Genomic DNA, 13,568 nt, shown 5'->3' on the forward strand with positions numbered 1-13,568 from the left:
CCCTGCGACGGTTCCCGCCTCTGGCAGCGCCTCGAACTGCATCGACCGCAGGGTGATCACGTCGCCACGCGCCTCGTCGAACCCGACCGCCGAGGCGACGAGTTCGCGCAGATCGGCCAGTTCGGTATCGCTGCGTGGCTCCCAGCTTGGCGTTCCGTCCGGATTGGTCCCGCGAACCCCATCGACGAGGACGGCCACGCTGAGCCGCTTGAGTGCGCCGGGCGCGCGCAGCAATTCGCGCCGCGTCTCCGACACCTCGAAATTGGTGCGCGCGCGTGTCTCGCTCGTGCGGCTTTGCGATTTTCCGGTCTCGCCGGTGCCGTTATCGGGCAGATTCGAGGCCACGGTCGTTGCCGGTGGCGTGGTCGAGTCGGAGGTCTTTGAGGTCTCCGACGTATCGGTGGAAATCGCCACGCGCCCCTCCGGATCGAAGCGCCTTTCGGTGATCGCCTCGCGCTCTGTCGCGGTGTCGAGCGCCACTTCGACCACGACGTTTCCGGGCCCCACACGCGCCTCGAGCAGCCGTTCGACATTCTGCTTCAACGCTTGCGCGCGATCCTCCCCACTGCCGGGCAGCGCGGGATTATCGCTAAAGGGGATGAGCCCGCGCGCCGAGTCGATCACCGAGACATCTTCGGGCGTCATACCGGTCACCGCCGAGGCCACCAGATAGCGCACCGCCTTCGCCTGCGCGCCACTCAAGCCCCCGAGCGTCGGCGTGATCGTCACCGAGGCGGTCGGCTCGGGCGTCCCGCGAAACGGCATATTCGTCGGATGCGCGATATGCACCCGTGCCGATCGGATCGACGGCACGGCGGCGATCGTTCGCGCCAATTCCCCCTCTTTCGCGCGCCAATAGGCCGCGTCGAACATCTGCGAGGTCGTGCCGAAACCCGACAGCGAATCGAGCAGTTCATAGCCCGCCCCCCCGCTTGCGGGCAGACCTTGCGAGGCAAGCGTCATACGCAATTCGTCGCGCTGCGGCGCCGCGACGAAAATCGAATCGCCACGCACCTCATAGGCCACACCGCGCTGTTCGAGCGCCGAGATCACCTCCCCCGATTCCGCACTGCCAAGCCCCGCGTAAAGCAACGCAAACGTCGGCTTCGACGCGATCGACCCGATGGCGAAAACCGTGGCGATCATGGCGATCACCCCAAAAACTGCGGCGAGTTTCCTGCGCATATCCAAGCCGGCCCAAGTGTCGATGAGTTGCTGCAAGACGAACCTCCAGAGAGCGGGCGTTCTACCCGAGCGTCGCAGGCACCTTCCCTTAATGCGATTAACAATCGGTTAGTCCGACTCGGGTATTCCAAGTCTCGAACCGCAACAGCGAGGCCCCCATGACGGATGCCACTGCAGAGGCCGAAGAGCCACCAAAGAAAAAGTCCAAGCTGATGCTCGTGATCGGTCTCGTGCTCATGCTTCTTCTGGGCGGCGGGGGCTTCTATGCGGTCTATTCGGGGCTGATTCTCGCGCCTCCGGACACGGCGCACGGCGCCGCCGGGCCGGAGACGCACACACCCGAGGCGCTTCCCGAAATCGCCTATGTCGCACTCGAACCGCTCGCGATCACGCTGAGCGGGGCATCCGCGCGCCATCTGCGTTTCGCAGCCGAGCTTGAGGTACCCAGCGCCTATCAACATGACGTGGAGCTTTTGAAGCCGCGCGTGATGGACGTGCTGAATGGGTATTTGCGCGCGGTCGATGTCAGCCTTCTGGAGGATCCAAACGCGATGATGCGCCTGCGCGCGCAGATGTTGCGGCGGGTGCAACTGGTCACCGGAGACGGGCGCGTGCGCGACCTTCTGGTCATCGAATTCGTGCTGAACTGAGGGAGAGAGCAATGCAATTCCTTGCTGAAATCACATCCGGACTCGCGGCCATGGCGGCGGCGATTTATTGCTTCGTGCTCGCGCGCAGACTCAAGCGGTTCAATCAGCTGGAGACCGGGATGGGCGGGGCGATCGCCGTGCTGTCCGCACAGGTCGATGACATGACGCGCGCGCTCGAGCGGGCGCAGGCGACCGCGGGTACGTCCGAGCGGCAATTGCGCGCCCTGACGGAACGCGCGGAAGCAGGTGCGGAGAAGCTCGAACTGCTTCTGGCCTCGCTGCACGATCTGCCCGATGACGGTGAACCGCGCCGCCGTGTGCTGCGCCGACGGCACCGGGAAACGGATATGGAGGCGGCGCAATGAACCGTCTGCCCAAGCGCAAACCCGGCCGTCGCAAATCCCGCCCGGGCCGCGGTGCGCTCTGGATCATCGCCGCGCTTTTCGTCCTGTCCGGCGGATTGCAGCTTGCGCAATTCGGAGCCTGGGCGCGCGAGGCGACCGGCCCCGCGCACGAGACCGAGGCGGCAAAACCGGAAGACGATTGCATCGACGACGCGGGGTTCATGGCAATGCTTGCAGATCTCAAGGTGCGAGAGGCGAAACTCGTCGAACAGGAAGGGTTGTTGAGCGACCGCCGAAATGCGCTCGCGCTTGCGGAAACCCGATTGGAAGCGCGGCTGAATGATCTCGTTGCGGCGGAAGAGGCGCTGTCCAAGACCGTGGCCGTGGCAGATGGCGCGGCCGAAAAAGATGTCGGGAAGCTCGTCACCCTTTACGAGAACATGAAGCCGAAACAGGCCGCGCCGCTATTTGCCGAAATGGACCCGAATTTCGCCGCAGGTTTTCTCGCCCGGATGCGCCCCGCTGCTGCAGCCGCGGTTATGGAAAGCCTCGAGCCGAAAACGGCCTACGCGATCAGCGTCCTGATGGCGGGTCGCAACGCAGGCGCGCCCCGCGACTGAGGCAGACGTTAAGGGTCTTGGGCATTTCTTAAACCGAATCATTTAAAGTCGCCCAAGAGAAACGGAAGGGGCTTTCCATGATCGGCATCATCGGCATCGTGATCATCTTCGCGATGGTTTTCGGCGGCTATGTCGCGGCGGGCGGGAAGATGGGGATCATCCTGAAATCCCTGCCCTTCGAGATGATCATGATCGGCGGCGCCGCCGTCGGCGCCTTCGTTCTGTCGAACGACATGGCCTCGATCAAGCACACGCTGAAGGATGTCGGAAAGGTTTTCAAAGGACCGAAATGGAAGCCCGACGACTACCGCGATCTTCTTTGCCTGTTGTTCGAACTGATCCGGCTTGCCCGTCAGAACCCCGTCGCGATCGAAGAGCATATCGAAGACCCGGAGAGCTCTTCGATTTTCGGGAAGTATCCGAAAATCCTGCACGATCACGAGGCGATCGACATCATCTGCGATACGATGCGATCGGCCTCGATGAATTACGACGACCCTATGCAAGTGGAAGAGGTGCTCGATAAGCAGCTCGAGGCGAATTACCACCACGCCATGCATTCGAGCCACGCGATGCAGTCGGTTGCCGACGCGATGCCCGCGCTCGGGATCGTCGCGGCGGTGCTCGGGGTCATCAAGACCATGGGGTCGATCGACCAGCCCCCCGAAATTCTCGGCAAGATGATCGGCGGCGCGCTTGTCGGGACCTTTCTCGGCGTGTTCCTCGCCTACGGATTCATCGCCCCCTTCGCGAGCCGGATGAAGGGGGTGATCGACGAAGACAGCCACTTCTACAAACTGATCCGCGAGGTGTTGATCGCCAACCTGCACAATCACGCAACCAATATCTGCATCGAGGTCGGTCGCCAGAACACGCCCCACCACATTCGCCCAAGCTTCTCCGACCTCGAGGAGGCCTTGAAGTCGGTGAAATCGGAGGCGGCATGAGGTTCTGGATCGCGCTTCTTTTTCTGCTGCCCTTCACTCCAGCTTATGCCACGCCAATTCCGGTCAAATCGGGCGAACATGACGGCTTTTCCCGCCTCGTGGTCTATCTGCCCGCATCGGCCAGTCGGGCTCTTGCACCCGTAGATGGAGGTTTTCGCCTCGCGACCGACGCATCAAATCCGCAATATGCGATTCAAAACGTGTTCGAGTTGATCCCGTGTGACAGGTTGAATGCACTTATTGCAGAGCCGGATGGCACGCTTCTTCTGAAACTCGCACCCGGAATCGTTCCCGAAACCTTTTCTCTCGAGAGCGGTGCATTCGTCGTCGACCTCAAGGATGCCCCCCCAGATCAAACCGCGCTGCCGCCAGCTGCTACAATTCGCAACCGACCCGAATCTAGGTCAACGAATGCGCCGCGGCCATCCTCCCCGCCCCGGCAAAGAACCGTTCAGCCTGTCGCGATTGGACGGGACTATCTCGACCTCTTCTGGCAGCCGCCGCATATGCGCGAAACCACCGCTGCGCCGGTGACGATCTCGGACGGCGCACCCAAGCCGCAAATCCCGCCGAAACCGGATCCGCGACTTGATGGCATTGAAGAGAGTCTCTTACGCCAGATTTCGCGGGCGGCATCGCAGGGGCTCGTCTCGGCTCAGGTGAAGCCTTCAGAGGCCCGGCCTTCAAAAAGCGGACAACAAGCAAACTCTCCGGCAAACGAGACGATCACGGAGAGCGCTGACAATCCGATGGGTCCACCCGCGCCGACACTGCCGCCGCATCTCGCAGTCGATTCGATGACCGTGATTGATCGCGATCATCTCGTCACGCCACCCCAGACGCAACTGGAGGTATCCGAGTGCCCTCCCGATCGATATTTCGACCTCGCGAGCTGGATCGACGAGCGCCCGGCCTTCGCGCAGATCAGCGATGCACGCCGTGATCTTTTGGGCGAATTCGATGTCCCCAACCCGCGTAAGGTGATGGCTTTGGCAGGGCTATACATCGCCTTCGGTTTCGGGACGGAGGCCCGCGCGCTTTTGCGCGACATGGGTAAGGATGGTCCTGGCAAAGATGCTCTGCTCTTTGTCGGATCGGTTCTCGATCAGGACCCTGCCGCCGCCGCATCGCCGCTCGCGCGGCTCACCGATTGCGATGGTGCGGTCGCGCTTTGGGCTTTCCTTGCATCAGACCCGCCGCCCGAAAAACGAGATGTCGCATTCGCCGCGCTGCGCCGAAATTTCGAAGCACTTCCGGCGGATCTGCGACGGTCTCTGGCGCCAAACCTTGTGGCTCGGCTCACGCAGATTGGGGCCGCAGATGTGGCACGCTCTCTCGAACCCGCGGTCAGCCGAATAACCACGGAGGATCGAACTGCGCTTGATACAGTGGAGGCGGAAATCCAAGCGCAAGATGCGGATCCACAAGCTTTGGGTAACCTTGAGGCGCTTTCGAAGACGAATTCAGAGCAGGGGTTGCGCGCGTTGATCCTATGGCTCAACGGCCAGATCGATGCGGGCGGAGAGGTCGATCCGGCAGCTCTCGCCAATGCAGAGGCGCTCGCCTTCGAACTCGCCAAAGCGCCGGAGGCACCGGAGCTGCGGCGCATCGCTGCGATCGGGCACGCCGCGAATTCCGAATTTCCTAAAGCTTTTGAGATTTATGCCGATGCGACCATGATCGCGGACTCAAACGGCACGCTCGCGGCAATATTCACACGATTGGTTGGTCAAGCCAGCGACGCGGATTTCCTTCGAACTCTCTACGACGAATTGCCACTTGCCGAGGAGGTCGCGCAGATACCGGACCTGCGACAAGAATTGGCCGGACGCGCAATCTCTCTGGGAATGCCGGCCGTCGCCGTGCGCCTCCTCGGCAAGGCAGCGCCATTGACGGAGCAGGACAAAACTCTGCTCGCTAAGGCAGCGCTTCTTGAGTTGGACCCTGCAGCTGCTCTCGCCCATCTGAAAGACCTCGGCGGTCAGCAAGTCGAGCAACTCCGGGCGGAGGCTTTATCCCGGCTCGGTCGACACGACGACGCGCGTGCCGCCTACCTGCGCGCGGGCAATTCAGACGATGCGCGCGCGCAGTCCTGGCATAAGGGCGACTGGTCAAATCTGGAGACCTCGCCCGATCCGGTGGAGAAGCAGTTTTTGAAAACTTTCGTTGCGCCGCCTCCGCCTGAGGCGGAGGTCCAAGGCGGCCCGATCACTCAAGCGCGCAACCTATTGGAGCGAAGCCAGGCCGAGCGGGAAACGCTGTCGAAAATGCTCGACCGTCTTGCCTTGCCGACAGCGCAGGAATGACGCGCAGAAACGGCGCAAACGGTTTCTAAATCTTTGGCCGCTAGGTCTGGGTTTGCAAGAATTGCACTGCAAAGGGAAAATCCCATGCCTTGGTTTCGGCGGGCTCTCTATGTCCTCTGTCTAACCCTCGTTCCGCTATCCGCGGCGGGGCAACCCCAGCTATGCGAGGCCGCCGCGAAGCAAGCCTCGCGCGAAAGCGGCGTTCCTTATGCGGTGCTCATGGCGATCTCGCTAAATGAGACCGGCCGCAAAGGCGCGGGTGGCTTCGAGCCGTGGCCGTGGACCGTGAATATGGAAGGCGCTGGGCATTGGTTCGACAACCGGGATTTGGCGCTCGCTTACGTTTTCAAGGAATTCAAACGCGGCGCGCGAAGCTTCGACGTCGGCTGTTTCCAGATCAATTTCAAATGGCACGGGCAGCATTTCTCATCGATCGAAGACATGTTCGACCCGTTGGAAAACGCTCGATACGCGGCACAGTTTCTGAAATCGCTCTATGCAGAAAGCGGTGACTGGAAGAAAGCGGCGGGCGCCTATCACTCGCGAACGCCTAAGCGTGCGAACAGCTATTCGACACGCTTTGCCCGGTTTTACGCGAAACTCGCGGGCAGAAGCGGCCCGAAAGACGTGATGACCACTTCCGCCGCCGCGGCCAGTCCATTGCCTGATATTCCCGACATCGTGCTGGCACAAAGCGCGTCCCAAGCACAACGCCGAGGGAACCGCTATCCGCTTCTGCTCAGGTCGAAAGACGCAGAGCCGCCACCGGCGGGCGGTGCCCCGGGCGCCTCCCTGTTCGCGCGTGCCGCGCGGAAAGCGCGAGGGATGTGATGGCGACCCCGCTCGTGCAACGCGCGTTTCAGCCAACGATCCTGCTGGCGCTCGCACTGATGGCGGTCATCGCGATGATGATCCTGCCGGTGCCCTCCTGGATCCTCGACATCGGTCTCGCCACCTCTTTCGCCCTCGCGATCCTGATCTTCACCGTCACCCTCTTCATCGAACGTCCGCTCGATTTCTCCGCCTTTCCGACCATTCTCCTTGCGACGCTCATGCTGCGGCTGTCGCTGAACGTTACCTCTACGAAACTCATCATCGGAAACGGACACACGGGCACGGGTGCGGCGGGTGGCGTTATCGAAGGGTTCGCGAATTTCATCATGAGCGGCTCGGTCCTGATCGGGCTAGTCGTGTTCTGCGTCATCCTGATCGTGAATTTCATCGTGATCACCAAAGGCGCGGGGCGCATGGCCGAGGTCGGCGCGCGCTTCGCGCTCGACGCGATGCCGGGTAAGCAACTCGCGATCGACAGCGACATGAATGCGGGCGCGATCGACCATGCCGAAGCGCGAGAGCGGCGCGAACGCGAGCAGGCGGAAACCACCTTTTTCGGCTCGCTCGACGGGGCATCCAAATTCGTCAAAGGGGACGCGGTTGCCGGGCTGTTAATCACGATGCTCAACCTCGTGGTCGGGCTGCTTATCGGCACCGTCGTGCATGGAATGCCGCTCGATCGCGCGCTTGAGACCTATGCGATCCTCACGGTCGGCGACGGCCTCGTCAGCCAGATACCGGCGGTCATCATCTCGATCGCGGCGGCCATCCTTCTGTCGCGCGGCGGGGCGAAAGGCTCCACCGATCTGGAGTTGTTCCGCCAGCTTGGTAAATACCCGGCCGCCCTGACCACCGTTGCGGTCTTGATGGCGCTTTTCGGTCTCGTGCCCGGCCTCCCCTTCGTGCCGTTCACCGCAGGGGCCGTCATCCTCGGCACGGCGGCCTATATGCTGCGGCGCGCCGAAAGGGCGCGTGCACGGCGCGAAGCGATGAAAATGCCCGCGCCAGAGACCGGGCCGAAGCAGAAATCGATGGGTGACGTGCTCGACATCGACGATATCCATGTCGAATTCGCCCCGGATCTGGTCAAGATGGCGCTCGATCCGGCGACGGGTCTGGACGCGCGCATCTCCAACATGCGCAATCACGTCGCGGCGAATTTCGGATTGATCCTCCCCGAAATTCGCCTGACCGACGACGCAACCTTGCCGCCCGGTCATTACCGCATCCGCGTTCAGGGTGTGGAGCAGGCACGCGATCGGCTGATGCCGGAGCATGTTCTTGCGCTGATCGCGGACAATCGCGATTTTCTGCCCGACGGCGAGGAGGTCCGCGAACCGGTGTTTCACGCGCCCGCGCTTTGGGTGCCCGCCCATCAGCAGGAAGACGCGGCGCTCGCCGGCTCGACCGTGGTCGGGCCGACGGAGGTGCTCGCGACGCATCTTCTTGAAGTGATAAAGGCGAATTTCTCGCGGTTGATGACGTTGCGGGCGCTGCGTCGGCTGCTCGACGAAGTCGCGAACCTCTCCGATCCGACGCGCGCACAAGCCAATCGACGCGTTCTCGACGAGCTCATTCCCGACAAGGTGCCGGTCGATCTTCTGCTTTCGGTGTTAAGGCTATTGCTCGATGAACGGGTCTCGATCCGCAACCTTCTGCTGATCGTCGAGGCGATCTCGGAGGCGCGCCACCTGCAAAGCCCCGAGCAGATCTGCGAACATGTACGGCAGCGCCTCGGCTTCCAGCTCGTCGCCGATCTGCGTCGCGAGGACGGCACGATTCCCCTGATCCAGCTGGCGCCCGATTGGGAGGAACGCTTCGGAAAATACACGATCGGTGGCGAGGCGGGCAGCGATGTCGCCTTGCCACCTGACCTGTTCAACAAGCTGGCGGCGAATATCGCCGAGAAACTCGCCGGGTCGGCGCAAGCGGGAACCTTCCCGGCACTGGTCTCTTCAGGGCGCAGGCGGCGTTTCTTGCGCACGGTCATCAACGCGAAAGGGCTGAACGCGCCGGTCCTGAGCTACGAAGAAATCGGCCTGGAGGCGCGGCCCGCGATGGTCGGACAGGTCCCCGCATGAGCCCGTCACTTCTCGATCTGCTCAGCGAGATCCTGCAACAAGCACGAAGCTTTTTGTTCATAGGTTTCATTGTCTTGCTGCGGGTGGGCGGGATTGTCGCCATGGCCCCGGGCTTTGGCGAGACGAGCCTGCCGGCGCGGATCAAGACGGGGGTCGCACTCGCGATAACCCTGGTGACGGTTCCGGCCGTCGCGCCGACGCTCGCCAGTTTCGACCAAGGGACGGCTTTGCCGATTTGGTTGATCTCGGAAATCGCGATCGGCCTCTTTCTTGGCTTCGGATTGCGCGCCTTTGTCTTCGCTCTGCAAATCGCAGGCACAATGGCGGCGCAGTCGAGTTCGCTCTCGCAGCTGCTCGGCGGAATGGGCGGGGAACCGCAACCCGCGATCGGGAACCTGCTGCTGATCGCCGGTATCGCGGTGCTGATGAGCCTCGGATTTCATGTCCAACTCATCGAGTTTCTGATCGGCACCTATCAGGTGTTACCGGTGGGCAAATGGCCCGATCCGGATGCGCTGCGGCGCTGGGGCGTCTCGGGTGTCGCGCATGCGTTTTCGCTCGCCTTCAAGCTCGCCGCCCCCTTCGCGGTCACCGGGCTGATCTACAACGTCGCGCTTGGCGCGATTAACCGAGCCATGCCGCAGCTGATGGTGGCGTTCGTCGGCGCCCCGGCACTCACGGCAGGCGGGCTGATCCTGCTTGCACTATGTGCGCCCACCGCCATTGCGATCTGGCGCGAGGCGGTCATGGCCTTCCTCGGCAACCCGTTCGGAGCCGTGCGATGAGCGAAGACGACGCCGGCGAAAAGGAATTCGATCCAACCCCGCAGAAGTTGGAGGAAGCACGGCGCAAGGGCGATCTGGTGCGCTCGACCGAGATTTCCGTGGCCGCCGTCTATGGCAGCTTTCTTGCGACGCTGCTCGGCCTTGGCATCTACAGCGTGACGCGGTTCGGCAGTGGCGCGATGGCGATGCTGGATCGCGCCGATGAGATGGCGGCGCAGTTTCTTGGTGGCGGGACGGCACTGGGCGGACGGATTATCGGCACGCTGCTCCTGCCGCTCGCGCCGTTTTTCGTGGTGCCGATGATCGCCGCGCTCGTCGCCTACTGGGCACAACGCGCGATCGTGGTCGCGCCCGACAAGATCCAGCCAAAGCTCAGCCGGATCAATCCGCTGAAGAATGCTGCGCAGAAATTCGGACGCAGCGGGCTGTTCGAATTCGCCAAGAGCGCGACGAAACTCGCAGTGATCGCGACGATTCTTTTCATTTACCTCAGGGCGCGCGCCGATCTGATTTTGCTCACGCAGCGTCTCGAACCGGTGCAGATCGTGGGATTGCTGTTTCGGATGATCGCCGAGTTTCTGATGATCGTCACTGCCCTCGCCGCCACGATGGGCGCGATCGACTATCTTTGGCAGCGGTCCGAATTCCTGCGCCGCAACCGGATGACGCGCAAGGAATTGACCGACGAAATGAAGCAATCCGAAGGCGATCCTCATCTGAAGGCACAGCGACGTCAGAAGGGGATGGAGCTTGCGATGCGGCAATCGGTTCCCGACACCGCCAAGGCCGATGTCGTGATCGTCAACCCAACCCATTACGCGGTCGCGCTGAAATGGGATCGCGCCTCGGGTCGTGCGCCGGTCTGCCTGTCGAAAGGGGTCGATGCGATCGCGGCGCGGATCCGCGAGATCGCGGCGGAAAATGCGGTGCCCGTGCATTCGGACCCGCCGACCGCGCGGGCGCTGTTCGCGGCGATCGAGATCGGCGAGGAAATCCGACCGGAGCATTACAAACCCGTGGCGGCGGCGATCCGCTTTGCGGAGAAGATGCGCAAGGCGGCCCGCGGAGGTGCAGCATGGCGCAAATGAGCAAATTGCAGGGAAAGCGGCTGGCGGCGCTCGCCCGATTGACCCGTATGCAGCGGGAGGCGGAGTTGGCTGCGCTCGCACGGCTGAACGCCCGGGCGCGCGCGCTCGATGCGCGAATTGCCAGCCTACAGGCAGAGGATCGGTCGACCCGGGAGACGCTCGCGCAGGAACCAGCCTCCGGGCAAAGCACCCTCGCCTATCTGCGCTACCTGTCGCTGGAAGACACGCGGCTACGCGCCGCGCGGAAGGAGCTCGACCCCGCGCTTGCTGCGCAGCATGGCGCAACCGCGCGCGCGGTGGGTCGCCATGACGTTGTCACGAAACTCGGTCACCCGAAACGAGGCGCACCGCGCTGAGGCGCGGGACTTCTCGTCTTTCGCAGAGATTACGGATCGGACCTAGCTGTCCTGACGCACGATATCGGAAACCAGAACCGCAAGAACACCGGGACCTAGAATGCTACGTGCGGTCTCGGTCAGGGCGCGACGCAGGCGCGACATGTTCGCGGAATCCGTGAACAGGCCCTGAAATCCCCCCGTATTCGCGTGATCGAACAGCACCTGCAGGAACGCATCGCGCAATTTCGGCTCAGCGCGGTAGACGGTTTCTGTTTCGCCGACCTTCACCTCGAGGCTGAGCGACAGGATGACCATGCCGGAGATGCGCGACTCGGTTACCAGCGGCACGATGAACTGGTTGTTGAGCTTGACGAATTCGGAGGTGACATCGCCCTCGGCCCCATGGTCGGCAGCGGCCGGGTCCCCATGAGCCTCCGCAGCGGCGCCGTGATCTCCTTCCGCTGCCCCCTCTGCAGCGGTCGGGTCGGCGGCATGTTCTGCGGGCGGAGGGGCGGGGCGCAGGAAATACCCGGCCGCACCGCCACCGGCGAGGCCGATCAGACCGAGGAGAAGCGGGAGGAGTTTACCAAGCATTTCGAAACCTCAGAAGGGCAGGAGAATATCGGCGATCTGCTGGCCGTAGCGCGGCTGCTGCACATCGGTGATCTGCCCGCGCCCGCCATAGGAAATCCGCGCGCCAGCGATCTTGTCATAGGTGATCTCGTTCTGGCGGCTCACATCGGCGGGGCGCACGAAACCGGTGACGATCAGCTCGCGCACCTCGAAATTCACCCGCACCTCCTGGCTGCCCTGAATACGCAACACGCCATTCGGGAGCGTCTCGATGATCGTTGCGGCCACGCGCAGGGTCAGTTTCTCGTTGCGCGATACCTGCCCGTCGCCGGAATAGGTCGAATTCGAATTGGTCGAGACGGCGTCGGCCATGCTCGCCCCGTCTGGCAGACGCCTGTCGATGCGCTGGGGAATGCCGAGCATGGAGGTCACCCCCATCGTATCCGATCCGCTGCGCGAGCGGCCCGTCGAATTCGAGATCTCGGCCTTATCGTTAATCTCAATCACGACGGTGAGGATATCGCCCCGCTTGGCGGCGCGTGGGTCGCCCAACAGCGAGTTGCGCGCACCTGACCAAAGAGAGGCTTCTTGTTCGGGGCTGCGCGCCTCCGTCGTGACGGGCAGTGGTGAGGAGGCCATGGCGTAGAACTCGTTCCCGCCTTCCATCGGCGTGAATCCGGGCGCCTTACCGACCTGCTCGAGCCGCCCGCAGGCGATGAGCGTGATCGACAAAAGCAACAGGGCAGGAGATTTCATCGCGAATTCCTCATGGGGCAACATGGGCGGTTCCGTCAGCGCCAAGCGTCGCGGAGACCACGGTTTTCGAAGCGGCGTTCATCACGCGGATCGTCTCTCCGATGCCGGCGCGATCGAGCGCTCGGCCTTCGGTTCGGATCTCCAACGAGCCGCGGCGGAACAGGAGCGGGATGATCTGATTGCGCTCGACAATGGCGGGCTGCCCCAGATCGCGGGCTCGGATCGGGCGACCGGCATAGATCACCCCACGCGTCTCGAGGCCGATCGCTTCCTCCGGCCCGGTCAACGCCCCGGCCATCTCGCCCGGTTGCAGCCCGACATCTGCGGGGGCGACGATCGTCCGGGCGCGCATGGTGTGCAGCGCGACGAGCGTGTCCGCCAAGGCGTGGCCCGGGAAAAGACCGGATGCCGCAATCAGGATCGCCCGCCTCAGCATCACCGCACCTGCGTCGTCGCGCCAAGCATCTGATCGGCGGCGGAAATGACCTTCGCGTTCAACTCGTAGCCGCGCTGCGCCTTGATCAGCTCTGTGATCTCGCGCACCGGATCGACCGAGCTTTCTTCCAGATAGCCCTGCCGCAGCGTGCCCAACTCATCCGCGCCGGGCGTATTCACATTGGGCGGCCCCGAGGCCCCGGTTTCGAGAAACAGGTTCGATCCGATCGCCTCCAGCCCCTTCTGGTTTGAGAAATTCGCCAAGGTGAACTGGCCGAGTAGCTGCGGCGCGACCTGATTGCTGAAATATGCATAAACCTCGCCTTGCGCGTTGATCGCCACGGCGCGCGCGTCGTTCGGAATGGTGATCTCGGGCACGACCGGATAGCCGTCCGACGTCACGATCTGTCCGGTGCCGTTGCGCTTGAGCCCACCGTCGCGCGTGTAGGCGGAGATGCCAGAGGGCAGCGTCACCTCGAGATAGCCATTGCCGTCGATCGCGAGGTCCAGATCGCCGCCCGTCGCGCTGAGCGAGCCTTGCGCGATGTTGACCGTCACGGCGGTCGGGCGCACGCCGAGGCCTAGCTGTACCCCGGCGGGAATGGTCGTGCCATCGGTCGCGTTGA

15 protein-coding genes are annotated in these 13,568 nt (G+C 63.0%); 10 read left to right on the forward strand and 5 right to left on the reverse strand.

All coding sequences use genetic code 11. The features are described 5' to 3' along the window. Window positions 1-1,221: flagellar basal-body MS-ring/collar protein FliF (gene fliF, locus B3D39_RS08595; RefSeq protein ID WP_274962495.1), on the reverse strand; the 1,221-nt coding region annotated here is incomplete at its 3' end. 122 nt (window positions 1,222-1,343) lie between these two features. Between fliF and B3D39_RS08600 the strand changes: the two genes are divergently transcribed. The 10 genes from B3D39_RS08600 to B3D39_RS08645 all read left to right on the forward strand — a co-directional run bounded on the left by B3D39_RS08600 (window position 1,344) and on the right by B3D39_RS08645 (window position 11,196). After that, window positions 1,344-1,835: a flagellar basal body-associated FliL family protein gene (locus tag B3D39_RS08600; protein WP_274962494.1), complete on the forward strand. Its 492-nt coding sequence runs from the start codon at window positions 1,344-1,346 to the stop codon at window positions 1,833-1,835. Window positions 1,836-1,846: 11 nt separating this feature from the next. Beyond that, window positions 1,847-2,200 (forward strand): hypothetical protein, encoded by a 354-nt coding sequence (locus tag B3D39_RS08605; RefSeq protein WP_274962493.1) that lies wholly within the window; start codon window positions 1,847-1,849, stop codon window positions 2,198-2,200. Then, the gene (locus tag B3D39_RS08610; RefSeq protein ID WP_274962492.1) at window positions 2,197-2,799 is read left to right on the forward strand and encodes a MotE family protein; all 603 of its coding nucleotides are present in this window, start codon (window positions 2,197-2,199) and stop codon (window positions 2,797-2,799) included. The genes B3D39_RS08605 and B3D39_RS08610 overlap by 4 nt, the downstream gene beginning before the upstream one ends. A gap of 77 nt (window positions 2,800-2,876) precedes the next feature. Further along, the gene (motA, locus tag B3D39_RS08615; RefSeq protein ID WP_078522271.1) at window positions 2,877-3,746 is read left to right on the forward strand and encodes a flagellar motor stator protein MotA; all 870 of its coding nucleotides are present in this window, start codon (window positions 2,877-2,879) and stop codon (window positions 3,744-3,746) included. After that, window positions 3,743-6,052: a hypothetical protein gene (locus B3D39_RS08620; RefSeq protein WP_274962491.1), complete on the forward strand. Its 2,310-nt coding sequence runs from the start codon at window positions 3,743-3,745 to the stop codon at window positions 6,050-6,052. Before motA ends, B3D39_RS08620 begins: the two co-directional genes overlap by 4 nt. Window positions 6,053-6,136: 84 nt before the next feature. Beyond that, complete coding sequence (locus tag B3D39_RS08625) at window positions 6,137-6,883, forward strand: transglycosylase SLT domain-containing protein (RefSeq protein WP_274962490.1); 747 nt, start codon at window positions 6,137-6,139, stop codon at window positions 6,881-6,883. Continuing rightward, complete coding sequence (flhA, locus tag B3D39_RS08630; RefSeq protein ID WP_274962489.1) at window positions 6,883-8,967, forward strand: flagellar biosynthesis protein FlhA; 2,085 nt, start codon at window positions 6,883-6,885, stop codon at window positions 8,965-8,967. Before B3D39_RS08625 ends, flhA begins: the two co-directional genes overlap by 1 nt. Continuing rightward, window positions 8,964-9,752 (forward strand): flagellar biosynthetic protein FliR, encoded by a 789-nt coding sequence (locus tag B3D39_RS08635; protein ID WP_274962488.1) that lies wholly within the window; start codon window positions 8,964-8,966, stop codon window positions 9,750-9,752. Before flhA ends, B3D39_RS08635 begins: the two co-directional genes overlap by 4 nt. Then, window positions 9,749-10,840: an EscU/YscU/HrcU family type III secretion system export apparatus switch protein gene (locus tag B3D39_RS08640; RefSeq protein ID WP_274962487.1), complete on the forward strand. Its 1,092-nt coding sequence runs from the start codon at window positions 9,749-9,751 to the stop codon at window positions 10,838-10,840. The genes B3D39_RS08635 and B3D39_RS08640 overlap by 4 nt, the downstream gene beginning before the upstream one ends. After that, window positions 10,828-11,196, forward strand: coding sequence for a hypothetical protein (locus B3D39_RS08645; RefSeq protein WP_274962486.1), 369 nt, complete (start codon window positions 10,828-10,830; stop codon window positions 11,194-11,196). Before B3D39_RS08640 ends, B3D39_RS08645 begins: the two co-directional genes overlap by 13 nt. 42 nt (window positions 11,197-11,238) lie before the next feature. Here B3D39_RS08645 and B3D39_RS08650 read toward each other — a convergent pair whose 3' ends face one another. The 4 genes from B3D39_RS08650 to B3D39_RS08665 all read right to left on the reverse strand — a co-directional run. Further along, window positions 11,239-11,772, reverse strand: coding sequence for a flagellar basal body-associated FliL family protein (locus B3D39_RS08650; protein WP_274962485.1), 534 nt, complete (start codon window positions 11,770-11,772; stop codon window positions 11,239-11,241). A gap of 9 nt (window positions 11,773-11,781) precedes the next feature. Beyond that, complete coding sequence (flgH, locus tag B3D39_RS08655; RefSeq protein ID WP_274962484.1) at window positions 11,782-12,507, reverse strand: flagellar basal body L-ring protein FlgH; 726 nt, start codon at window positions 12,505-12,507, stop codon at window positions 11,782-11,784. 10 nt (window positions 12,508-12,517) lie between these two features. After that, on the reverse strand, window positions 12,518-12,943 hold the full coding sequence (gene flgA, locus B3D39_RS08660) for a flagellar basal body P-ring formation chaperone FlgA (protein ID WP_274962483.1): 426 nt from the start codon (window positions 12,941-12,943) through the stop codon (window positions 12,518-12,520). Beyond that, on the reverse strand, window positions 12,943-13,568 hold a 626-nt coding region (locus tag B3D39_RS08665), incomplete at its 5' end, for a flagellar hook-basal body protein (RefSeq protein WP_286789604.1). The genes B3D39_RS08665 and flgA, both read right to left, overlap by 1 nt.

This window comes from Thioclava sp. UBA3469 (assembly GCF_002378135.1).
GTDB lineage: Bacteria > Pseudomonadota > Alphaproteobacteria > Rhodobacterales > Rhodobacteraceae > Thioclava > Thioclava sediminum.